The organism is Enterobacter cloacae complex sp. 2024EL-00227 (assembly GCF_043945315.1).
Classification (GTDB): domain Bacteria; phylum Pseudomonadota; class Gammaproteobacteria; order Enterobacterales; family Enterobacteriaceae; genus Enterobacter; species Enterobacter roggenkampii.
Map to the genome: position 1 here is coordinate 44,617 of NZ_JBIMQP010000017.1, position 22,088 is coordinate 66,704.

A 22,088-nucleotide genomic window follows, 5' to 3' on the forward strand; every position below is an offset into this window, starting at 1 on the left:
GAGGCGGCCATGTCTGAGAAAACTTTCCTGGTGGAAATTGGCACCGAAGAGCTGCCACCAAAAGCCCTGCGCAGCCTGGCTGAATCTTTTGCTGCGAACGTGACTGCCGAGCTGGATAACGCTGGCCTGGCGCACGGTAAAATTGAGTGGTTTGCTGCTCCGCGTCGTCTGGCGCTGAAAGTGGCAAACCTGGCGGCGTCTCAGCCGGATCGCGAAGTCGAAAAACGTGGCCCGGCGATTGCCCAGGCGTTTGACGCGGAAGGCAAGCCGAGCAAAGCGGCGGAAGGCTGGGCGCGCGGCTGCGGCATCACCGTCGATCAGGCCGAGCGTCTGACCACCGATAAAGGCGAATGGCTGCTGTATCGTGCCCACGTGAAAGGCGAAAGCGCGGAAGCGCTGCTGCCAAACATGATCGCCACTTCTCTGGCGAAGCTGCCGATTCCTAAGCTGATGCGCTGGGGCGCGTCTGACGTTCACTTCGTGCGTCCGGTACACACCGTGACCCTGCTGCTGGGCGACACCGTTATCCCGGCGACCATTCTCGGCGTGGCGTCCGATCGCGTGATCCGCGGCCACCGCTTTATGGGCGAGCCAGAGTTCACCATCGACAATGCCGACCAGTACCCGCAGATCCTGCTGGAGCGCGGTAAAGTGATTGCCGACTACGAACAGCGTAAAGCCAAAATTAAAGCGGACGCGGAAGACGCGGCGCGTAAGATTGGCGGTAAAGCCGATCTGAGCGACAGCCTGCTGGAAGAAGTGACCTCGCTGGTGGAATGGCCGGTTGTGCTGACCGCGAAGTTCGAAGAGAAATTCCTGGCCGTTCCGGCTGAAGCGCTGGTGTACACCATGAAGGGTGACCAGAAGTACTTCCCGGTCTATGCCAACGACGGCAAGCTGCTGCCAAACTTCATTTTCGTGGCGAACATCGAATCGAAAGATCCGAGCCAGATTATCTCCGGTAACGAGAAGGTCGTGCGCCCACGTCTGGCGGATGCCGAGTTCTTCTTCAACACTGACCGTAAAAAGCGTCTGGAAGATCATCTTCCACGCCTGCAGACCGTACTGTTCCAGCAGCAGCTGGGTACGCTGCGCGACAAGACCGACCGTATTGCGGAGCTGTCCGGCTGGATCGCTCGTGAAATCGGTGCCGACGTTAACCACGCGACCCGCGCAGGCCTGCTCTCCAAGTGTGACCTGATGACCAACATGGTGTTCGAATTTACCGACACCCAGGGCGTGATGGGCATGCACTACGCGCGTCACGATGGCGAAGCGGAAGACGTGGCGGTTGCCCTGAACGAGCAGTATCAGCCGCGCTTTGCGGGTGACGAACTGCCGTCCAACCCGGTAGCTTGTGCTGTCGCAATTGCCGATAAGATGGACACCCTGGCGGGTATCTTCGGTATCGGCCAGCATCCGAAAGGCGACAAAGACCCGTTTGCGCTGCGTCGTGCTGCGCTCGGCGTGCTGCGTATCATCGTTGAGAAGAACCTGAACCTGGATCTGCAGACCCTGACCGAAGAAGCGGTGCGTCTGTACGGCAACAAGCTGACCAACGCCAACGTGGTGGATGACGTGATCGACTTTATGCTCGGTCGTTTCCGCGCCTGGTATCAGGATGAAGGTTACACCGTCGACACCATTCAGGCGGTGCTGGCGCGTCGTCCGACCCGTCCGGCTGATTTCGATGCGCGTATGAAGGCGGTTTCCCACTTCCGTACGCTGGAAGCGGCATCTGCTCTGGCGGCGGCCAACAAGCGTGTCTCCAACATCCTGGCGAAGTCCGACGAGACGCTGAACGAGCGCGTAAACGCCGCGACGCTGAAAGAGCCGGAAGAGATTGCCCTGGCGATGCAGGTTGTGGTGCTGCGCGACAAGCTCGAGCCGGTCTTCGCGGAAGGTCGCTACCAGGAAGCGCTGGTGGAGCTGGCCGAGTTGCGTGACGTCATCGACGCCTTCTTCGAGAAAGTGATGGTAAACGTAGAAGATAAAGAGCTGCGTATTAACCGTCTCTCTATGCTCGAGAAACTGCGTGAGCTGTTCCTGCGCGTGGCGGATATTTCGCTGCTGCAGTAATATGCCCGTTGTGACAAATGCTAAAAACCCGCTTCGGCGGGTTTTTTTATAATGTGTTGCTGAAAATTTAACCTTGAAATGGTCAACACATTACCGCTATCCTTATCCCCGTTAACTTTCTCGCGCTGGAGTGCCCCCCAAAAATGAACAAACACGACTGATGAATTTCGATCCTTGCTAAAACGCCACCGCGTCGGCAGGGGATGTTTTGATTTCATTCAGGAGTGCTTATGGCTCATTTTGCGCAGTCCCCTTCTTTTATTTTGCATCAGGTCACCTGTCAGTTTCCGACGGGCGATACCCTTTTTGGTCCGCTGAATCTCACGCTGGAACCCTCCCTGTGCGCGCTGGTTGGCCGCAACGGCAGCGGAAAAACGCGTCTGCTGCGCTTGCTGGCGGGGCTGGACGAACCGGCTACCGGTCATATTGAACGCTTTGGCTCGCATGCCTGGGTGGCGCAGCAGCATGTTATTTCTTCGCAGACGACGCTGGCTGAACTTCTCGGGTATGACGCGATTTTTACTGCGCGAAAGCGCATTGACAGCGGCGATTACCAGCCTGACGATCTGGCGTTGCTCGACGGCTACTGGGATATAGCCGAACGTCTGAGCGAAGCGTTTATCAATGCGACGCTCCCACCGTTTGAGCCTGATAAGCCCGCCATAGAACTCAGCGGCGGCGAGCGCATCCGCGCCCTGCTGTGCGGGGCGTTTACGGCGGGCGCGGACTTTCTTCTGCTGGACGAACCGACTAACCATCTGGATCGACAAGGCCGGGCGTGGTTCTACGACCAGTTGAGTCGGTATCAGGGCGGCGTGCTGGTGGCCTCGCATGACCGCGAACTTCTGGAGCAGGTGCCGCGTATTCTTGAGCTGAGCGCCTCGGGTCTGCGCAGCTACGGCGGAAATTATGCGGATTATCAAGCCCAGCGCGATGCCGAACAGCAGGCTGCCCGCGCGGCGCTGGAACATGCGGCAACCGAGCGCAAACGCACCCGCGCGCGCATGCAAAAAGAGCATGATGACAGCCAGCGGCGGTCGGCAAAGACGTTACGCACCGTCGATACCCTGAATATCGCATCGTTCGAGCGGGTCAAATATAAAGGCGCGGCAAAGGAACGTATCGGCACCTGGAAAAAACAGCACAGCGAGCAAAACGAAGCGCTGAACGCCGCGGTAAACAAGGCGCGTGAGCGGGTTGAAGACGATAACCCGGTCATGTTCACTCTGCCGGGAAGTCAGATCCCGGAGGGGAAGCAGGTGCTGGTGCTGGAGGATCTGGTGCTGCCGCATGTACCTGTTCCTCCGCTCAACTGGCGGATGGACGGACCGATGCGCGTGGCGTTAAAGGGACCGAACGGCTGCGGGAAGTCGACGCTGTTAAAAACCCTCCTCGGCGAGGTTGCCCCCCGTTCGGGTAGCTGTAAAGTGTCCGTCAGCTGCGCTTATCTCGACCAGCATCTCTCCCGTCTCGATCTCTCGCAGTCGGTCATGACGCATCTCAATTTGAGTCATACCCCTCTGGAAGAGGGGGTATTGCGAACCCGTTTAGCGCAGCTTCAACTGGGGGCTGACAAAGTGATGCTCCCATTGGCGGCGCTCAGCGGCGGTGAGCGTCTTAAGGCTGCCCTGGCCTGCGTGCTGTGGCGCGCGGAGGCCACGCAGCTTCTGCTGCTGGATGAACCGACCAACCATCTGGATCTGGCTTCAGTCCAGGCCATTGAAGCGGCGCTGGCCGGTTTCCCTGGGGCACTGCTGGTGGTATCACACGATGAGGCGTTTTTAAGCGGCTTAACGTTAACGCATGAGCTGGTGTGGGAAGAGGCAGGTTGGCGTTGTGATAGCCTGTAAAACACAAGCCCCCGCAAAGGCGGGGGCATTCAATCTTCACTACGCGATCTGCTTGCTGAGTGCAGGGTTGGCCTGAATCAGGCGCATCAGCCGTAACTCGGTTGGGGTGGGTTTCTCACGTTTTGACTCCCACTCCTGCACCATAGCCACGCTGACACCCATCGCTCTGGCGAATTCTTCGGTTTTCAGTCCTGTCCCTTTGCGCAATTGCTCATATTCTGTAAAGGGATTGGATTTTTGTTGCAGGGTAATCGTCTGCGGTACATCTTTAAAAATGATCTGTTCCAGGCTGCTCAGCAGCTCAAACTCAGGATCTTTATATTCCATTGAGGACTCCTCTTAAATCTCACATCGTGATCAAGAACATCAGAGAGCCAGTTAAGAATAGTCCCTAATACCAACCCAGGATCGTCACGGGTGTGATTAATCGTGCGGTAACGATCGCTGTATCCGATTCAGCAATATGGAGAGTTATGCTAATTCCCTGATTAGTCATATGTCGGCTTCGCCAGGTATTTTTTTGTAAATGGTAAGAAATAAATCGGCAATAGCCGTTTTGCATGAAAAGAGTATCTTGCAAGGCTGACCTGGACTATCCTTGTCAGCGTCGGGCACGCGTGTGCCGGTGTGCGCTTTTTTGGGTGAAAGGAGTAATAAAATGGCGACAGGAAAGTCCTGCTCTCGCTGGTTTGCGCCTATTGCGGCGTTGTTGATGGTTGTTAGCCTGAGTGGGTGTTTTGATAAAGAAGGCGATCAGCGCAAAGCGTTTATCGATTTTCTGCAGAATACAGTGATGCGCAGCGGCGAGCGGTTGCCAACGCTGACTGCGGATCAGAAAAAGCAGTTTGGCCCCTTTGTGTCCGATTACGCCATTCTTTATGGTTATTCACAGCAGGTGAGCCAGGCGATGGATTCCGGTATCCGCCCGGTAGTGGATAGCGTGAACGCCATCCGCGTTCCACAGGATTACATGACGCAGCGTGAACCATTGCGTCAGTCCAACGGTGCGCTTGGCGTGCTGAGCCAGCAGCTGCAGAATGCGAAAATGCAGGCTGACGCGTCACGTTCTGCGCTGAAGCAGGGCGACGATCTCAAACCGGTCTTCGACAAAGTGTATGAGAAAGTGGTGACCAAACCGTCAGAAGCACTGCAGCCGTTGATTCCGGCCGCGCAAATCTTCACGCAGCAGCTGGTCCAGGTGGGTGACTTTATTGCCCAGCAGAATACGCAGGTGAGCTTTGTTGCCAACGGTATTCAGTTCCCGACCTCCCAGCAGGCAAGCCAGTACAATACGCTGATTGGGCCGCTGGCCTCTCAGCATCAGGCCTTCAGCCAGGCCTGGAGTGCCGCAGTCGCTGCCACAGAATAAACCGAAAAAACCCCGCTTCTGGCGGGGTTTTTTTATGCGTTGCGAAAATAACGCTTGTCATTCCTCTACCACATCGGTATAACTATTCCCGTCGGTTTGTTACACAGACCTAAAGCAGTTTAGTAAAGCAGTCCAGATTGTTATCCATAGATACCCTTCGTAGTGACCCTTCCTTCATCGCTTAAAAATCTGTAACGCAATCCATCAAGCCGGAAGGCACAATATATTTGTTAATAAGGTAATTTCTATGTCTGCTAAAATGACTGGTCTGGTAAAATGGTTCAACGCTGATAAAGGTTTCGGCTTCATCACTCCTGACGATGGCTCTAAAGACGTGTTCGTACACTTCTCTGCTATCCAGAACGATGGCTACAAATCTCTGGACGAAGGTCAGAAAGTGTCCTTCACCATCGAAAGCGGCGCTAAAGGCCCAGCAGCTGGTAACGTTGTAAGCCTGTAAGCTTCCAACCCAGTAGCAAAGAATTTAAAAACCCGCCTTCTGGCGGGTTTTTTCGTTTCTACCGTTGCACCTGCGGGTTCACGCAGTTTCTCTCCACCTTTCCGCTAAGGGCGGCAATAAGGTTATCGACCGCGGTGGCCGCCATGTTGTAGCGCGTCTCATGGGTAGCTGAGCCGATGTGGGGCAGGGCAACCACGTTAGGCAGCGAAAGCAGTGGCGAATCCACCGGCAGCGGCTCCTGCTCAAACACGTCCAGACCTGCTGCATGGATCTCACCGTTTTTCAGAGCCTCAATCAGCGCCTTCTCATCCACCACCGGGCCACGACCCGCGTTGATGAAAATGGCAGATGCCTTCATTTTTTCAAACGCCTCTTTACCGATCAGATGACGGGTTTCATCCGTCAGCGGCAGCACCAGGCAGACAAAATCGGCTTCCTGCAGCAGGGCATCCAGCTCGCAGTAACGGGCGTTGAAGCGTTCTTCGGCTTCACTGTGATGGCGACGCGCGTTATACAGAATCGGCATGTTAAAACCAAAATGCGCGCGCTGCGCCAGCGCCAGCCCGATACGCCCCATACCGACAATGCCCAGCGTTTTGCCGTGAACATCCACACCGAACCAGTCCGGACCAATGCTTTTTGTCCATTCGCCCGCTTTGACGCGCTCAGCCACTTCCACCACGCGACGGGCCGTGGTGAGCATGAGCGCCATCAGCGTATCGGCCACGGTTTCCGTCAGAGCATGCGGGGTATGCATCAGCAGGATCTTGCGGGCGTTAAGCGCATCCACGTCGAAGTTGTCGTAACCCACGGAAACGGTTGAGGTAGCACGAAGCTTCGGCATTTTCTCCAGCAGGGCGACATCCACTTTTTCGCTTGAACCCAGCAGGCCTTCCGCGCTCGCGAACGCGTCGGCGTGCTGTGCCACGGTTTCCGGGCGCAGGTTCTTCACCTGCGTGACGGTGAAGTGCTCTTCAAGGCGTTTCTGCAGATCTTCCGGCAGGGTTTTATACAAAATGACGGACGGCTTCATGCTAATCTCCGTTGATTTTTTAAGGATTCAGGCGTGGCGAGCGCCGACAGGGTGTTGTTGATTATTAGCAGGCTTAACAATCAGAGTAAGCCATACCGAGGCGAAAAGCGCCACCCCCATAAAGATGTACGATGCGGATGGGCTGCCGGTGGCACCGTTCAGGTAACCGACGAACCAGGAGCCGCAGAACGAACCCAGCGCACCCATACTGTTAATCAGCGCCATCGCACCCCCCGCCACGTTACGCGGCAGCATCTCGGGGATGATGGCAAAGAACGGTCCGTAAGGGGCGTACATGGCCGCACCGGCAACCACCAGCAGCGTATAAGAGACCCAGAAGTGGTTTGCGCCCACGGCCCAGGAGCCAATAAAGGCGAAGGCGGCAATCAGCAGCAGCGGCCAGACAAACAGCTTGCGGTTCTGCAGCTTGTCCGACGCCCAGGAAACGATAATCATCGCGATGGTTGCCGCCAGATACGGTACGGATGACAGCCAGCCTACTTCGACCATGCCGAGGTTTTCACCGCCGCTGCGGATAATGGACGGCAGCCACAGCACAAAGCCGTACACGCCAATGCTCCAGGTAAAGTACTGCGCGCAGAGCAGGATCACGTTACGCGAGCGGAAGGCTTCACCATAGTTACGCACCGCCTTCAGGCCTTGCTGTTCTTTGTCCAGCTGCGCCTGCAGCGCCGCTTTTTCGTCTTCGGAAAGCCATTTCGCCTGGGCTGGTTTATCTTTCACCAGCACCCACCAGCAGAAGGCCCAGATAATTGCCGGCACCCCTTCAATGATAAACATCTCGCGCCAGCCGAAGGCCTGGATCAGGTAGCCGGACACCACCGACATCCACAGTACCGTGACCGGGTTACCGAGGATCAGGAAGGTATTCGCGCGCGAGCGCTCAGATTTGGTGAACCAGTTGCTGATGTAGATCAGCATCGCGGGCATAACCGCCGCCTCAACCACGCCGAGGATAAAGCGAATGGCGGCCAGGGCAGGAATATTGTTCACCATGCCGGTCAGCGACGCGCAGGCGCCCCACAGGATCAGACAGATGAAGATCAGCTTACGCACGCTGCGGCGTTCCGCATAGATCGCGCCGGGGATCTGGAAGAAGAAGTAGCCCAGGAAGAAAAGGGCACCCAGCAGGGAGGAGATCCCTTTGGTGATCCCGAGGTCCTCGGTGATCCCTGCGGCGGACGCGAAGCTGAAGTTGGCACGGTCAAGGTACGCCAGGCTGTACGTGATAAACACGATTGGCATGATGTACCACCAGCGTTTTACTGCATTGGTCGAACTGTTCATAGGCTTGCCTCTGTTGTTGAGGTTGTTACCGCCGTTGTCTGTAGGGTACACGGTGGCTTAATTATCTGGTGCGGCTTGCTGCCTCACCCTGGCCCTCTCCCACAGGGAGAGGGAATTTAAACGCCGAGCTGTGCTCGCGTTGGTAATCCTTCGCTGTCGCCCTGCACCTGAATGGCCAGCGAGCCAATCTTGTTGCCTCGCGCGACGGCCTGCGGCAGCGTTTTACCTTCCAGCAGGGCGCTAATCACGCCCACGGCAAAGCCGTCACCTGCGCCGACGGTGTCGACGACGTTCTCGACCTTCACTGCCGCGACCGCGCCCTGCTCGCCGTTGGCCGTTTTAAACCACGCGCCATCGGCACCGGTCTTCAGCACCACCGCTTTTACCCCTTTATTCAGGTAGAAGTCGGCGATGCCTTCCGGCGTGCTTTCGCCGGTCAGAATCATCCCTTCTTTCAGGCCTGGCAGAACCCAGTCCGCCCGGAACGCCAGACGGTTCAGTTTCTCCACCATTTCCGCTTCGCTTTTCCACAGCACCGGACGCAGGTTGGGGTCGAACGATAGGGTTTTCCCCTGGGCTTTCATGGTGGTCGCGGCATGATCCAGCAGCTCATACGAGCTGGCAGAGAGTGCCGCGGCTACGCCGCTCAGGTGCAGATGACGTGCGGAGGCAAAGTAATCGGCGTGGTAATCCGCGACAGAAAGGTGGCTTGCAGCCGAGCCTTTGCGGAAATACTCCACGATGGGATCGGTTCCATTTTCGACCTTGGATTTAAGCTGAAAGCCGGTAGGGAAGCGTCCGTCGAGGGTGACCCCTGCAGCATCAATCCCCTCTTTTTTCAGCGAATCGAGAACGAAATGGCCAAAGCTGTCATCCCCCACGCGGCTGACCCAGCCCACGTTCAGGCCGAGACGCGCCAGGCCGGTCGCGACGTTGAGCTCAGCGCCTGCGACGCGTTTGATAAAGTGCTCCACCGCACTCAGCTCGCCCGTTTCGGTGGCGACAAACATGGCCATGGCCTCGCCGATCGTGATGACATCCAGCGTCTTGTGCATGGTTTACTCCTCGCGCAGCAGGTTGACGTAATGGCGGGTAACGGCGGTTAAATCCGCCCCTTCCAGCGGGAACTCGATACCGCGCGGGGCATCGGCAGGCAGCTGGCCCAGCAGATCCAGCCAGCGCGCATCGGCGCGGTCCGGTGCGACGGCGCGGAAGTTATCTTTATGCGGCACGGCGGCCTTCACGTGGATATAGCTCACGGCAGGGGCCAGGTGACGCGCGGCCTCTTCAGGGGAGTCGCCCACCCACAGCCAGTTCCCCATATCGAAGGTCAGCGTGACGGGGAGCGCCATTTCCCGACAGGCGGCCTGGAAGCGCTGCATGGGCGCGAGCTGTCCGCAGTCGGTCTGATCGTTCTCCACGACCAGCGCCATGCCGCTGGTATTCAGCAGCGTACGCAGGGCGTCCAGAGGTTGCGCGTCGCGGAAATGGCCGAGGGAAACCTTCAGCCAAAGTGCGTTCAGGGTGTTGGCTTCAGAAAGATAGCGGGGCAGGTCAGGGTTGAGGGTGCCGTCGGGCATAAACAGGGCGGCGGGTGCGGAGTAGCACGCCAGCAGACCCAGCAGCTCAATGGATTCGCCCAGCGCGGGCAGCGCCAGCAGCTCTTCGCTGTTGAACAGTTCCCGGCGGATCTCCACGCCGTCTGCCCCCGCGCCAGCAATAACGGGGAGCATCGCCCGTTGACCGCCCGCCTGTCGCACCTGTTCCGCACCGTACGCGGCGGTGACCACCATAATTTTCCTGCCCATCTTCGGACTCCATCGCAACATATCAATACTATTACGCTAGATGGAACCGGTTCCAAAGAAAAGGTCAGGATGTTGAATTTATGATCGCTATCACAAGGGAAATTTAACGCGCGGTGGAGCCACGAACGATCAGCTCGCCGGAGAAGACCTGCTCGCGAACGGCATCGCTGGTGCCTTCAATACGACGAACGACTTGTTCAACAGCAGCATAGCCAATCTGCCAGGTGGGCTGTTTGAGGGTAGTAATGCCGACGCCAGCCAGCTCCGCCCACTCCAGTTCATCAAACCCCAGCAGACCGATATCGCTGCCCCAGTGCAGGCCAATGCGCTTGAGCGAGCGGGCAACCTGCAGCGTCAGCGCCCCGTTGGCGGAGATAACCGCTTTGCGCATCCCACGATGGCGCGTATGGAACTGACGCAGGGTGTTGTCAAGCTGCCCGGCTTCGTGAAGCGGCGTTTCGGCATTTTCGGCGATCACGCCGGGATAACGCTCCAGCGTGGCGCGAAATGCGCTCAGGCGCTCGCGTCGGGTGTTGACCATCCCCAGCGGTTCACTCAGAAACAGAATGGCCTCGAAGCCCTGTTCAATCAGATGTTCGGTGGCGGTCGTGGCGGCCTGGGTGTTATCCAGCCCGACCACATCGCAGGCAAATTCCGGGATTTTACGGTCGATGAGGACCATGGGCAGGGAGGATTGCTGCAGGCGATTTAAGCCTTCTTCACGCATGCCTACCGCGTTGACCACAATCCCTTCCACCTGATAGCTGCGCAGCAGGTCGAGATAATGCAGCTCCTGGTCGACTTCGTTGTTGGTATTACAGACCAGCGGCGTAAAGCCTTTCTCGCGACAGGCGGCTTCGATACCGCTGAGCACGTTCACGGAGTAGGGGTTGGTGATATCGGCGATGATCAGCCCGATAAGGCGGGTGCGGCCGCGTTTGAGCCCGCGCGCCATGAGGCTGGGACGGTAGTCGAGATCGGCAATGGCCTGTTCAATACGTGCCAGCAACGCATCGGACAGCAGGTGTTTCTCGCCGTTAAGATAGCGCGAAATGCTGGTTTTACCGGTTTTGGCGGCTTTCGCCACGTCGCTGATGGTGGCCCGGGCTGGTTTGCTCATCACTGATTTCCCTGAATTTAGTGAGAATACCTTAGCGGGAAAATCGGACGAATCAAGTAATTTGCCCGGTGGCGCTGCGCTTACCGGAGGTTGCGGTCTGATACCCTCACCCCAACCCTCTCCCACGGGAGAGGGCGCAAACACTAAAAACGGCAACGGGGTTGCCGTTTTGCTTTTACCTACTGAATTGGGCTTAACGTAATCTCTACGCGGCGGTTCTGCGCCTTGCCTTCCGCCGTGCTGTTGCTGGCGATAGGGTTGGCAGGGCCCATGCCGCTGGTGCGGATGCGGTTTGCTTCAACGCCCTGGGTAATCAGCGAGCTGGCCACGGAATCGGCGCGCTGCTGGGACAGACGCATGTTCAGATCCTGGCTGCCGGTGCTGTCGGTGTAGCCAATCACGTTCACGGCGGTCTTGTTGTACTCTTTCAGCACCATCGCCACGCCGGTAAGGGTGTTCGCACCCGCGGGTTTCAGCGTTGCGCTGCTGCTGTCGAAGGTGACGTTGTTCGGCATGTTCAGGATGATGTTATCGCCGCTGCGCGTCACGCTCACGCCGGTTCCCTTCATTTTGTCGCGCAGTTTTGCTTCCTGCACGTCCATGTAATAACCGACGCCGCCGCCCAGGGCCGCGCCCGCCGCTGCGCCAATCAGCGCGCCTTTGCCGCGGTCTTTCTTGGAGGAGGAGAGCGCCCCAACGCCTGCGCCGACCAGCGAGCCGATACCCGCGCCAATGCCGGATTTACCCGCTTCGCGCTCACCGGTGTAAGGGTTGGTTGTGCAGCCAGAAACAGCCAGTGCACCGCTCACCAGAGCGGCAATAACGAGTACGCGTTTTTTCATCTTCTTTCCTTAATCCTTTTTATTCTTTGCCACGGCGAACGTGGCAGTTGATTATGACGTCCAGATACGGAGAAAATTCCGGGTATAACTCTGAAATTTGTGACAAACCATAAACGGTCTCAGCAAGAAGGCCGTAAAACCTGCACGCAACCAGGAGCGCACGCTTGAGCACCTCAACGAAAACCATTCTGACCGCCGCCCACTGGGGGCCAATGCTGGTCGAAACCGATGGCGAAAATGTTCTGTCGTCTCGCGGAGCATTGCCAACACAACATCCCAACTCTTTACAGACCGTCGTTCGCGATCAGGTGCACAGCAAAACACGCGTGCGCTGGCCGATGGTGCGTAAAGGTTTTCTCGCCTCACCTGACAAGCCGCAGGGCATTCGCGGTCAGGATGAGTTTGTTCGCGTGAGCTGGGATGACGCGCTGGCGCTGATCCACACCCAGCACAAGCGCATTCGCGACAGTTACGGTCCGTCGTCCATTTTCGCCGGGTCCTACGGCTGGCGCTCTAACGGGGTGCTGCACAAGGCGTCGACGCTGCTGCAGCGCTATATGAGCCTGGCGGGCGGCTATACCGGTCATCTGGGGGATTACTCCACCGGTGCAGCGCAGGCGATCATGCCGTATGTCGTGGGCGGGAACGAGGTGTACCAGCAGCAGACCAGCTGGCCGCTGGTGCTGGAACATACCGACGTGGTGGTGCTGTGGAGCGCTAATCCTCTTAACACGCTGAAAATTGCCTGGAATGCCAGCGACGAGCAGGGCATTGGCTATTTCGACGCGCTGCGCAAAAGCGGCAAGCGCATCATCTGCATTGACCCGATGCGCTCTGAAACCCTGGATTTCTTCGGCGACAGCGCCGAGTGGATTGCCCCGCATATGGGCACCGACGTGGCAATGATGCTGGGTATCGCCCATACGCTGGTGGAAAACGGCTGGCACGATGTTGAATTCCTGACGCGCTGTACCACCGGCTTCGATAAATTCGCCGACTATCTGACGGGTAAAACGGATGGCGTGGCCAAAACGGCAGAATGGGCGGCTGACATTTGCGGTGTTTCTGCGGATAAACTCCGCGAACTGGCGGCGTTATTCCATAAAAACACCACGATGTTGATGTCCGGCTGGGGGATGCAGCGCCAGCAGTTTGGCGAGCAGAAACACTGGATGCTGGTGACCCTTGCTGCGATGCTGGGGCAGATCGGTACGCCGGGCGGCGGTTTTGGTCTCTCCTATCACTTTGCCAACGGCGGTAACCCCACGCGTAAAGCGGCTGTGCTGGCGTCTCTGCAAGGTTCGGTGCAGGGCGGCGTGGACGCCGTGGATAAAATCCCGGTGGCGCGTATTGTTGAAGCCCTGGAAAATCCGGGCGGTTTTTATCAGCACAATGGTCTCGACCGCCACTTCCCGGATATTAAATTTGTCTGGTGGGCGGGCGGGTCGAACTTCACCCACCATCAGGATACCAACCGCCTGATCCGCGCCTGGCAGAAGCCGGAGCTGGTGGTGATCTCCGAGTGCTTCTGGACCGCCTCGGCGAAACACGCCGATATCGTCCTCCCGGCGACCACCTCGTTTGAGCGTAACGATCTCACCATGACCGGTGACTACAGCAATCAGCATATGGTCCCGATGAAGCGCGTGGTGGCCCCGCGCGATGAGGCGCGTGATGATTTCGACGTGTTTGCTGAACTGAGCGAGCGGTGGGAAGCGGGCGGTCGCGAGCGTTTTACCGAAGGAAAAACCGATCTCGAATGGCTGGAAACCTTCTACCAGATTGCCGGACAGCGCGGCGCGGCGCAGGGCGTGACGCTCCCGCCATTTACTGAGTTCTGGGAGGCGAACCAGATCGTCGAAATGCCGGAGAGCGAACAGAACGCGAAGTTTGTTCGTTTTGCCGATTTCCGCCGCGATCCGGAGAACCACCCGCTGAAAACCGAGAGCGGCAAGATCGTGCTCTACAGCGAGCGCATCGCCAGCTTTGGCTATGCTGACTGCCCGCCGCATCCCACGTGGCTCGAGCCGGACGAATGGCACGGCAACGCCCGGCCGGATCAACTGCAGGTGTTATCTGCCCATCCCGCGCACCGTCTGCACAGCCAGCTTAACTATAGCTCCCTGCGCGAGCAGTATGCGGTCGCCGGGCGAGAGCCCATCACGCTGAATACCCTCGACGCGAAAGCGCGCGGAATTGCGGACGGCGACGTGGTGCGCGTCTGGAACGCGCGTGGACAGGTGCTGGCAGGGGCGGTGGTGAGCGACGGGATTAAGCCGGGCGTGATCTGCATTCATCAGGGCGCATGGCCTGACCTTGAGCTCGCCGAAGGCGGTATCTGTAAAAACGGGGCGGTTAACGTGCTGACCAAAGATCTCCCCAGCTCGAAGCTGGGGAATGGTTGCGCAGGGAACACGGCGCTGGCCTGGGTCGAGAAATATACGGGTCCCGAGCTTACCTTAACGGCGTTTGATCCGCCTGCCAGCTCATAATCCACGTCGGGTGTTGGGTGTCATCCTGCCAGGCGCTGTCTTCAATGCGAAAGCCCTGAGCATGGTAGAAATTCACCGCCCGGACATTTTTCTGATACACCTCCAGGGTTAAGTGCGGGAAGCGCTGTTGAACATGGTTCAGCAGCGCGCGCCCGATGCCTTTCCCGATGCATGACGGCGCCACAAACAGGGCGCCGACAAACTGAGACTGCATCACGCTGATAAATCCGCAAGGTTCGCCGTCCTGCTCCCAGACCCAGGTTTCAGCGGACGGCAGATAAACGTCCCGCACCATGGCCTCATTCTCTTTCCAGTAATTCGGCGCGATGAACGGATGCGCTTCCGTGGTACTTTCCAGCCACAGGCTCAGCAGCGGCGCGGTATTTTCATTTTGCCATTTGCGGATCATGATGGCCTCCCGGATGACAGAAGCAGCCGGTAACGTGGTCGTTGACCAGGCCACAGGCCTGCATAAAGGCGTAGCAGATGGTGGAGCCGACAAACTTAAAGCCGCGTTTTTTCAGGGCCTTCGAGAGCGCATCCGAGGCCGGAGTGGCGGCCGGAATTTCCGCGAGCGTGGTCGCCTCCGTGACTTGCGGATCGTTATTCACAAACGTCCAGACAAAATCTGAAAATGATTCGCCGTTTTGTTCCATCGCCAGATAAGCGCGTGCGTTACCGATGATGGCCTGGATCTTGCCGCGATGGCGGATGATGCCGGCATTCTGCACCAGTCGCTCGACGTCCTCATCGGTCATCGCGGCGACGGCGACGGGGTCGAACTGGTGGAAAGCGCTGCGGTAATTTTCGCGTTTTTTCAGTACCGTAATCCATGATAACCCCGCCTGCTGGCCCTCCAGGCAGATCATCTCAAAGAGCTTTTTGCCATCCCTTTCCGGCACGCCCCATTCCCGATCGTGATAGTCGATATAAAGCTGATCCTGGCTTACCCAACCGCAACGTTCCATCCCTCATCTCCCTTATTGATACTGATTTCGCAAAAATTTCGTTCTGACTGGCTTGACGTGTTTACTATAAAGACAATAGTTAATACAGGGCCATATGCTCTCTAAGCTCTTCCTGAATAACGACAAATATCGCCGAATTCGGCTCTCTCTGGGGTCGCGTTGAAGATGATAAAAAAAATCAGTGGTCGCCATGCTGTGTCTGGTCTGGTGGGGATTTCAGCCTGCCTGTTTTTTTGTAATACAGCGTCTGCCTGGCAACAGGAATATATCGTTTCAGACGCCCAAAATAATACGGCGGAACGCTATACATGGGACGCGGATCACCAACCGCGCTATGAGGATATTCTCGCGGAGCGTATTCAGTCTTCGCAAAATGCGCCGGGTCTTGCTCTGAATATACCGTCTGGCAGCACGACAGAGGGGGCGATGAGCGTAGGCTGGAATTTTCCCGTTTCAGCGCGAATTACCACCGGCCCGGTGGTGGCGTGGCGGTACGACGGCACGGCTCCCATGATGATCAACGAGTTTGGTGATAGCGCGTCGACACAGTCAGTTACGGATCCGCTCTGGCATGCCAGCGTCAGCACGCTGGGGTGGCGCGTTAACACCCAGTACGGCGATCTCCGGCCCTGGGCGCAGATCAGCTATAACCAACAGTTTGGTGAAAACCAGTGGAAATCGCAGTTTGGTATGCCACAAACGCCAGCTCCTGCCCAAAACGGCAGCTGGATGGATGTTACCGTGGGAACGGATATTCCCTTTAATACGCACATGGCGGCCTATGCCTCGCTGGCTCAGGGGGAGCATACCACCACCGGTGAGGAGTTTTTATACACCCTCGGCGTCAGCGCCAATTTCTAGCGTTGTTACTTTTTTAAACGTTACGATAACATCTCGAATACAATAACCACGGGCTTTACAGCGATAGCAGATACTAACACGCTGTCGCTTTATTCCCGTGCCAGGTCATTCATTCCCGATTCCAGGCATTTCATTCCGTTCCGCCTGCATTTCATGCCGTTTTACCCCAGGCATATTGAGGTTTTGTTTATCGTTGTCCTCAGCGAATTCCCTCAATTTATCTTGCAGGACAACTGCCATGAACACATCAACCTATAACCGCACGCGCTGGCTCACGCTCTTTGGCACCATCGTCACTCAGTTTGCGCTGGGATCGGTCTATACCTGGAGCCTGTTTAACAGTGCGCTTTCTGACAAACTCGGCGCACCGGTCAGCCAGGTCGCGTTCTCCTTTGGTTTGCTGAGCCTGGGTCTGGCGATTTCATCTTCCGTCGCGGGCAAGCTGCAGGAGCGTTTTGGCGTGAAGCGCGTGACCATGGCGTCCGGCATCCTGCTGGGACTGGGCTTTTTCCTGACCGCGCATTCCAGCAATCTGATGATGCTCTGGCTGAGTGCGGGCGTGCTGGTGGGACTGGCGGACGGCGCGGGCTATCTGCTGACGCTGTCAAACTGCGTGAAGTGGTTCCCGGAACGTAAAGGCTTAATCTCGGCGTTTGCCATTGGTTCTTATGGTTTGGGCAGCCTCGGGTTCAAATTTATCGATGCCCATCTGCTGGCGTCCGTTGGCCTCGAAAAAACCTTCATGATCTGGGGCGCAATCGTGCTGGTGATGATTCTGTTCGGCGCCACGCTGATGAAGGATGCGCCGCAGCAGGAAGTGAAATCCGTGAATGGCGTGGTAGAGAATGATTTCACCCTCGCGCAGTCCATGCGTAAACCGCAGTACTGGATGCTGGCGGTGATGTTCCTGACGGCCTGCATGAGCGGCCTGTATGTCATCGGCGTGGCGAAAGATATCGCACAGGGGATGGTGAAACTGGATGCAGCCACGGCGGCCAACGCGGTGACCGTCATCTCCATTGCTAACCTCTCCGGTCGTCTGGTCCTCGGTATTCTGTCCGACAAAATCGCCCGCATCCGCGTGATTACGATTGGGCAGGTGGTTTCGCTGGTCGGTATGGCGGCGCTGCTGTTCGCTCCGCTGAATGAAGCCACCTTCTTCGCGGCAATTGCCTGCGTGGCCTTTAACTTCGGCGGCACCATTACCGTCTTCCCGTCACTGGTGAGCGAGTTCTTTGGCCTGAACAATCTGGCGAAAAACTACGGCGTGATCTATCTGGGCTTCGGGATCGGCAGTATCTGTGGCTCGCTGATTGCTTCACTGTTCGGCGGGTTCTACATAACCTTCTGCGTGATATTTGCCTTGCTGATTATCTCCCTGGCGCTGTCAACCACGATTCGCCAGCCGCAACGTGAAGTTTTTAAAGAAGTTCATGCATAATCGCGACGAGAAAGGCCGGTAATCCGGCCTTTTTATTTTCTTAACCTGGAAATAAAGCGATTTTGTCTGTTTTTGGATTTGCTTTTTTGTAAATAACTGTACTGATCACACTCTCTGCTGCCACTTTTCCGCTTCCCTGTGGTCTACTTACCACGCCTGTAGACGTTTCATTGAACGATCCCCTGAGCGTATGTCTAATCTGCCCACTTTTTAATCGAGGTGGGCGGCGGTACTGTCCCTTTTTCCGGGTAGCTTGCATGAAATACATTAAATCGATGGCGCAACAAAAGCTCTGCTTTTTGCTGGCGTTGTACATCGGCCTGTTTATGAACGGCGCAGTTTTTTTCCGTCGGTTTGACGGTTACGCGCATGATTTTACCGTCTGGAAAGGAATTGCAGCGGTTGTCGAATTGGTCGCTGCGGTACTGGTCACCTTCTTTTTATTCCGTATTCTTACCCTGTTTGGCCGTCGCGTGTGGCGAGTGCTGGCAACGTTTATCGTGCTGTGCTCGGCGGGTGCCAGCTATTACATGACCTTTATGAACGTGGTAATTGGCTACGGCATTATTGCCTCGGTGATGACCACGGATATCGACCTCTCTAAAGAGGTTGTGGGGCTGCACTTTATCCTCTGGCTGGTAGCGATCAGCGCCTTGCCGCTGCTGCTCATCTGGAGCAACCGCTGCCGCTATACCCTTGTTCACCAGATCCGCACGCCAGGAAAGCGATTCAGAAGCGTCGCCGTGGTGCTGCTGGCGGGCCTGATGGTCTGGGGGCCGATTCGTCTGCTGGAGGTGAAGCAGAAGAATGATGAGCGTACCTCCGGCGTGGATATGCCGAGCTACGGTGGCGTGGTTGCCAACTCGTATTTACCGTCTAACTGGATCTCCGCGCTGGGGCTGTATGCGTGGGCGCAGGTGGATGAGTCCTCGGATAATAAGTCGCTGATAAACCCGGCGAAGAAGTTTACCTATGTGGCGCCAAAGGATATCGACGATACCTACGTCGTCTTTATTATCGGAGAGACCACACGCTGGGATCATATGGGCATTCTCGGCTATAACCGTGATACCACGCCTAAACTGGCGCAGGAAAAGAATCTGATTGCCTATCGTGGCTATTCCTGTGATACCGCCACCAAGCTTTCCCTGCGCTGTATGTTTGTGCGCGAGGGCGGGGCGAGCGATAACCCGCAGCGTACGCTAAAAGAGCAAAACGTCTTCTCGGTGCTGCATCAGCTTGGGTTTACCTCCGACCTCTATGCGATGCAGAGTGAGATGTGGTTCTACAGCAACACCATGGCGCAAAACATCTCCTACCGCGAGCAGATTGGCGCAGAGGCGCGCAACCGTGGCAAACCTGTCGATGACATGTTGCTGATTGATGAGATGAAACTCTCACTCAACGGGAACCCTGATGGTAAGCATATGATCATCCTTCATACCAAAGGGTCGCACTTTAACTACACGCAGCGCTATCCGCGCAGCTTTGCCAAATGGACGCCGGAGTGCGTCGGAGTGGATAAAGACTGCACCAAAGCCCAGTTGATTAACTCTTATGACAACTCCGTGATGTATGTGGATCACTTTATTGATTCGGTGATTGACCAGGTTCGCGATAAGAAGGCTATTGTCTTCTATGCGGCGGACCACGGTGAATCTATCAATGAGTTCGAGCATCTGCACGGTACACCACGCAAGATGGCGCCGCCCGAGCAGTTCCGAGTGCCAATGATGGTGTGGATGTCCGATAAGTATCTGGAAGACCCGGAGAAAGCGAAGATGTTTGCCCATCTGAAGAAAGAGGCGGAAATGAAGGTGCCGCGTCGTCACGTTGAGCTGTACGACACCATTATGGGTTGTCTCGGCTACACCTCACCGAACGGTGGGATTAACGAAAACAACAACTGGTGTAAACTCCCTGATAACAGCGCAAAAGCCGCGCAGTAGCTGCTCTGGCGAGAATATCGCCAGTTGAATGGCTTTTTGAAAATAAGGGATTGACGGGGGCGCACCTCAGCAGTAAGATGCGCTCCGCATTCGGCGAGTAGCGCAGCTTGGTAGCGCAACTGGTTTGGGACCAGTGGGTCGGAGGTTCGAATCCTCTCTCGCCGACCACATTCTGAAAAGGGCTAACCGTAAGGTTAGCCCTTTTTGCATTATGGCCTTAGCTCTTCAGAGTAATCAAAACGCCCCTTACGCCCGCTTCTCCCTGCCTGTTAACGATTTTGTGACATAATCCATTGTATTTTTTTATATATAGATTGATCTTTTTTCGCGTTGCTTATGGATAACCTCAGCATTTTTCGCTGTGCGTTTTAACGTTCGCGGTATTTAGTGCTCAGATAATCACCATTCTGCAAGAAAATTTACCCATTCTGAATAAAAGTTAATCACTGATTGTTGCGAAATATGAAGATAGTTGTGCTGCAACATGGCGAGTAGCATAAATTTCCCTGCTGAAAACTGACGCTCATGGTTTTTTTAATCTTTGTTTGCGGTTTCTCACACTCAGCGTAAATCCCCGTCACCTGTATTGACGTTTTCACATTCTGTTGACAGATTGTAGGGCATGAGGGGCATTTCAGGGACGATCTGCGCTGCAACTCAAACGCTCTTCTGAAAGGATTCTCCATCCCTTTAACGCCTTCGGGCACCTCCGACCGGACCGGGTAAAAAATAAATAAAGGTCTGGCGGCGTAACACAACAAAGCAAAACATCACATTGGAGCAGAATAATGAGTATTTCCTTGAAGAAGTCAGGGATGCTGAAGCTTGGTCTGAGCCTGGTGGCTATGACCGTGGCAGCAAGCGTACAGGCAAAAACCCTGGTTTACTGTTCTGAAGGCTCGCCGGAAGGCTTTAACCCACAGCTCTTTACCTCTGGTACGACTTACGACGCAAGCTCTGTACCGATCTATAACCGTCTGGTTGAATTCAAAACCGGCACCACGGAAGTGATTCCGGGTCTGGCCGAGAAGTGGGACGTCAGCGAAGACGGTAAAACCTACACCTTCCACCTGCGCAAGGGCGTGAAGTGGCAGGACAGCAAAGAATTCAAACCAACGCGCGACTTTAACGCCGACGACGTTGTGTTCTCCTTCGACCGTCAGAAAAATGCTCAGAACCCGTACCACAAAGTCTCTGGCGGCAGCTATGAATACTTCGAAGGGATGGGTCTGCCGGATCTGATCTCTGAAGTGAAAAAAGTGGACGATAATACCGTTCAGTTCGTGCTGACGCGTCCGGAAGCACCGTTCCTGGCTGACCTGGCCATGGACTTCGCCTCAATTCTGTCCAAAGAGTACGCGGACAACATGCTGAAAGCCGGTACGCCGGAAAAAGTCGACCTGAACCCAATCGGTACCGGTCCATTCCAGCTGCTGCAGTACCAGAAAGACTCCCGTATTCTGTATAAAGCATTCGAAGGCTACTGGGGCACCAAGCCGAAGATTGATCGTCTGGTCTTCTCCATCACGCCGGATGCGTCAGTACGTTATGCAAAACTGCAGAAAAACGAATGCCAGGTGATGCCATACCCGAACCCGGCTGACATCGCCCGCATGAAGCAGGATAAGAACATCAACCTGCTGGAGCAGGCTGGCCTGAACGTGGGCTATCTCTCCTTCAACACCGAGAAGAAACCGTTTGATGACGTGAAAGTGCGTCAGGCGCTGACCTACGCGGTGAACAAAGAAGCGATTATCAAGGCGGTTTACCAGGGCGCTGGCGTTGCAGCCAAAAACCTGATCCCACCAACCATGTGGGGCTATAACGACGACGTTAAAGATTACTCCTACGATCCTGAGAAAGCGAAAGCGCTGCTGAAAGAAGCGGGCCAGGATAAAGGCTTCACCGTTGAGCTGTGGGCGATGCCGGTACAGCGTCCGTACAACCCGAACGCACGCCGTATGGCAGAAATGGTTCAGGCTGACTGGGCGAAGATTGGCGTACAGGCCAAGATTGTGACCTACGAGTGGGGCGAGTACCTGAAGCGCGCCAAAGCGGGTGAGCACCAGGCAGTGATGATGGGCTGGACCGGTGACAACGGGGATCCGGACAACTTCTTCGCCACCCTGTTCAGCTGTGCTGCAGCGAAAGACGGTTCTAACTACTCTCGCTGGTGCTACAAGCCGTTTGAAGACCTGATCCAGCCGGCGCGTGCGACCGACGATCACAACAAACGTATTGAACTGTACAAGCAGGCGCAGGTTGTTATGCACGATCAGGCTCCGGCGCTGATTGTTGCTCACTCCACCGTGTACGAGCCAGTGCGTAAAGAAGTGAAAGGCTACGTGGTTGATCCACTGGGCAAACACCACTTCGAAAACGTATCGGTTGAATAATTAAAAGCAACGCCAGGCGGCGCTGCGCTTGCACTGGCCTACGGTATGTAGGCCGGGTAAGCGTAGCGCCACCCGGCAGCAGTGCTTAATTCTCTCTCTGAAAGGAGAGGGG

The 22,088-nt window shown here is 56.2% G+C and carries 18 protein-coding genes and 1 tRNA gene; 10 read left to right on the top strand and 9 right to left on the bottom strand.

The annotated features are described in order from the left end of the window. The first annotated feature begins 9 nt into the window (after nt 1-9). Complete coding sequence (gene glyS / locus ACHH0Z_RS21825; RefSeq protein ID WP_045409052.1) at nt 10-2,079, top strand: glycine--tRNA ligase subunit beta; 2,070 nt, start codon at nt 10-12, stop codon at nt 2,077-2,079. Between the two features lie 230 nt (nt 2,080-2,309). Continuing rightward, nucleotides 2,310-3,929: an ABC-F family ATP-binding cassette domain-containing protein gene (locus tag ACHH0Z_RS21830; protein ID WP_045409054.1), complete on the top strand. Its 1,620-nt coding sequence runs from the start codon at nt 2,310-2,312 to the stop codon at nt 3,927-3,929. Nucleotides 3,930-3,968: 39 nt separating this feature from the next. Here ACHH0Z_RS21830 and ACHH0Z_RS21835 read toward each other — a convergent pair whose 3' ends face one another. Next, nucleotides 3,969-4,256 (bottom strand): HTH-type transcriptional regulator, encoded by a 288-nt coding sequence (locus tag ACHH0Z_RS21835; RefSeq protein ID WP_008502755.1) that lies wholly within the window; start codon nt 4,254-4,256, stop codon nt 3,969-3,971. 331 nt (nt 4,257-4,587) lie between these two features. Here ACHH0Z_RS21835 and ACHH0Z_RS21840 point away from each other — a divergent pair, with 331 nt between their 5' ends. Both ACHH0Z_RS21840 and cspA read left to right on the top strand, forming a co-directional pair. Beyond that, entirely contained in the window at nt 4,588-5,298 is a 711-nt protein-coding gene (locus tag ACHH0Z_RS21840) for a DUF3053 domain-containing protein (RefSeq protein ID WP_008502756.1), read from the top strand. Nucleotides 5,299-5,545: 247 nt separating this feature from the next. Then, nucleotides 5,546-5,758 carry an RNA chaperone/antiterminator CspA gene (gene cspA / locus ACHH0Z_RS21845; protein ID WP_003860775.1) on the top strand — a complete coding sequence of 71 codons (213 nt, stop codon included), beginning with the start codon at nt 5,546-5,548 and terminating at the stop codon, nt 5,756-5,758. Between the two features lie 58 nt (nt 5,759-5,816). Here cspA and ghrB read toward each other — a convergent pair whose 3' ends face one another. The 6 genes from ghrB to ACHH0Z_RS21875 form a co-directional block, all read right to left on the bottom strand. Then, on the bottom strand, nt 5,817-6,791 hold the full coding sequence (ghrB, locus tag ACHH0Z_RS21850) for a glyoxylate/hydroxypyruvate reductase GhrB (protein ID WP_045409056.1): 975 nt from the start codon (nt 6,789-6,791) through the stop codon (nt 5,817-5,819). A gap of 27 nt (nt 6,792-6,818) precedes the next feature. Continuing rightward, nucleotides 6,819-8,099, bottom strand: coding sequence for an MFS transporter (locus ACHH0Z_RS21855; protein WP_021242469.1), 1,281 nt, complete (start codon nt 8,097-8,099; stop codon nt 6,819-6,821). 116 nt (nt 8,100-8,215) lie between these two features. Continuing rightward, nucleotides 8,216-9,154 (bottom strand): sugar kinase, encoded by a 939-nt coding sequence (locus tag ACHH0Z_RS21860; RefSeq protein ID WP_023294842.1) that lies wholly within the window; start codon nt 9,152-9,154, stop codon nt 8,216-8,218. Nucleotides 9,155-9,157: 3 nt separating this feature from the next. Beyond that, nucleotides 9,158-9,907 carry a sugar phosphate isomerase/epimerase gene (locus ACHH0Z_RS21865; protein WP_032623049.1) on the bottom strand — a complete coding sequence of 250 codons (750 nt, stop codon included), beginning with the start codon at nt 9,905-9,907 and terminating at the stop codon, nt 9,158-9,160. A 103-nt stretch (nt 9,908-10,010) separates the two neighbouring features. Further along, the gene (locus tag ACHH0Z_RS21870; RefSeq protein WP_008502761.1) at nt 10,011-11,027 is read right to left on the bottom strand and encodes a LacI family DNA-binding transcriptional regulator; all 1,017 of its coding nucleotides are present in this window, start codon (nt 11,025-11,027) and stop codon (nt 10,011-10,013) included. Between the two features lie 179 nt (nt 11,028-11,206). Continuing rightward, nucleotides 11,207-11,869, bottom strand: a complete 663-nt coding sequence (locus ACHH0Z_RS21875; protein WP_008502762.1) for an OmpA family lipoprotein — start codon at nt 11,867-11,869, stop codon at nt 11,207-11,209. 212 nt (nt 11,870-12,081) lie between these two features. On the opposite strand from ACHH0Z_RS21875, the gene ACHH0Z_RS21880 reads away from it, so the two are divergent. Next, on the top strand, nt 12,082-14,361 hold the full coding sequence (locus tag ACHH0Z_RS21880) for a molybdopterin guanine dinucleotide-containing S/N-oxide reductase (protein ID WP_045409074.1): 2,280 nt from the start codon (nt 12,082-12,084) through the stop codon (nt 14,359-14,361). Here ACHH0Z_RS21880 and ACHH0Z_RS21885 read toward each other — a convergent pair. Beyond that, the gene (locus tag ACHH0Z_RS21885) at nt 14,324-14,770 is read right to left on the bottom strand and encodes an N-acetyltransferase (protein WP_008502764.1); all 447 of its coding nucleotides are present in this window, start codon (nt 14,768-14,770) and stop codon (nt 14,324-14,326) included. The genes ACHH0Z_RS21880 and ACHH0Z_RS21885 overlap by 38 nt on opposite strands. After that, a complete protein-coding gene (tag, locus tag ACHH0Z_RS21890) occupies nt 14,748-15,329 on the bottom strand; it encodes a DNA-3-methyladenine glycosylase I (RefSeq protein WP_045409057.1) in 582 nt (193 codons plus the stop codon). Before tag ends, ACHH0Z_RS21885 begins: the two co-directional genes overlap by 23 nt. Nucleotides 15,330-15,494: 165 nt before the next feature. On the opposite strand from tag, the gene ACHH0Z_RS21895 reads away from it, so the two are divergent. From ACHH0Z_RS21895 to dppA, 5 genes are all read left to right on the top strand, one after another. Continuing rightward, nucleotides 15,495-16,190 carry an autotransporter domain-containing protein gene (locus ACHH0Z_RS21895; RefSeq protein ID WP_021242477.1) on the top strand — a complete coding sequence of 232 codons (696 nt, stop codon included), beginning with the start codon at nt 15,495-15,497 and terminating at the stop codon, nt 16,188-16,190. A gap of 238 nt (nt 16,191-16,428) precedes the next feature. After that, a complete protein-coding gene (locus ACHH0Z_RS21900; RefSeq protein WP_045409059.1) occupies nt 16,429-17,631 on the top strand; it encodes an MFS transporter in 1,203 nt (400 codons plus the stop codon). A gap of 257 nt (nt 17,632-17,888) precedes the next feature. Beyond that, entirely contained in the window at nt 17,889-19,580 is a 1,692-nt protein-coding gene (gene eptB / locus ACHH0Z_RS21905) for a kdo(2)-lipid A phosphoethanolamine 7''-transferase (protein ID WP_045409061.1), read from the top strand. A 91-nt stretch (nt 19,581-19,671) separates the two neighbouring features. Further along, nucleotides 19,672-19,748 (top strand) — tRNA-Pro (locus ACHH0Z_RS21910). A gap of 620 nt (nt 19,749-20,368) precedes the next feature. After that, nucleotides 20,369-21,976, top strand: a complete 1,608-nt coding sequence (gene dppA, locus ACHH0Z_RS21915) for a dipeptide ABC transporter periplasmic-binding protein DppA (protein ID WP_008502769.1) — start codon at nt 20,369-20,371, stop codon at nt 21,974-21,976. Nucleotides 21,977-22,088: the final 112 nt, after the last annotated feature.

Coding starts and splice junctions, on each gene's coding strand:
- ghrB (WP_045409056.1), bottom strand. CDS start 6,791: ATGAAGCCGTCCGTCATTTTGTATAAAACCCTGCCGGAAGATCTGCAG.
- ACHH0Z_RS21840 (WP_008502756.1), top strand. CDS start 4,588: ATGGCGACAGGAAAGTCCTGCTCTCGCTGGTTTGCGCCTATTGCGGCG.
- ACHH0Z_RS21835 (WP_008502755.1), bottom strand. CDS start 4,256: ATGGAATATAAAGATCCTGAGTTTGAGCTGCTGAGCAGCCTGGAACAG.
- ACHH0Z_RS21860 (WP_023294842.1), bottom strand. CDS start 9,154: ATGCACAAGACGCTGGATGTCATCACGATCGGCGAGGCCATGGCCATG.
- ACHH0Z_RS21830 (WP_045409054.1), top strand. CDS start 2,310: ATGGCTCATTTTGCGCAGTCCCCTTCTTTTATTTTGCATCAGGTCACC.
- ACHH0Z_RS21895 (WP_021242477.1), top strand. CDS start 15,495: ATGATAAAAAAAATCAGTGGTCGCCATGCTGTGTCTGGTCTGGTGGGG.
- ACHH0Z_RS21880 (WP_045409074.1), top strand. CDS start 12,082: ATGCTGGTCGAAACCGATGGCGAAAATGTTCTGTCGTCTCGCGGAGCA.
- glyS (WP_045409052.1), top strand. CDS start 10: ATGTCTGAGAAAACTTTCCTGGTGGAAATTGGCACCGAAGAGCTGCCA.
- cspA (WP_003860775.1), top strand. CDS start 5,546: ATGTCTGCTAAAATGACTGGTCTGGTAAAATGGTTCAACGCTGATAAA.
- ACHH0Z_RS21900 (WP_045409059.1), top strand. CDS start 16,429: ATGAACACATCAACCTATAACCGCACGCGCTGGCTCACGCTCTTTGGC.
- ACHH0Z_RS21865 (WP_032623049.1), bottom strand. CDS start 9,907: ATGGGCAGGAAAATTATGGTGGTCACCGCCGCGTACGGTGCGGAACAG.
- ACHH0Z_RS21875 (WP_008502762.1), bottom strand. CDS start 11,869: ATGAAAAAACGCGTACTCGTTATTGCCGCTCTGGTGAGCGGTGCACTG.
- ACHH0Z_RS21870 (WP_008502761.1), bottom strand. CDS start 11,027: ATGAGCAAACCAGCCCGGGCCACCATCAGCGACGTGGCGAAAGCCGCC.
- ACHH0Z_RS21885 (WP_008502764.1), bottom strand. CDS start 14,770: ATGATCCGCAAATGGCAAAATGAAAATACCGCGCCGCTGCTGAGCCTG.
- ACHH0Z_RS21855 (WP_021242469.1), bottom strand. CDS start 8,099: ATGAACAGTTCGACCAATGCAGTAAAACGCTGGTGGTACATCATGCCA.
- eptB (WP_045409061.1), top strand. CDS start 17,889: ATGAAATACATTAAATCGATGGCGCAACAAAAGCTCTGCTTTTTGCTG.
- dppA (WP_008502769.1), top strand. CDS start 20,369: ATGAGTATTTCCTTGAAGAAGTCAGGGATGCTGAAGCTTGGTCTGAGC.
- tag (WP_045409057.1), bottom strand. CDS start 15,329: ATGGAACGTTGCGGTTGGGTAAGCCAGGATCAGCTTTATATCGACTAT.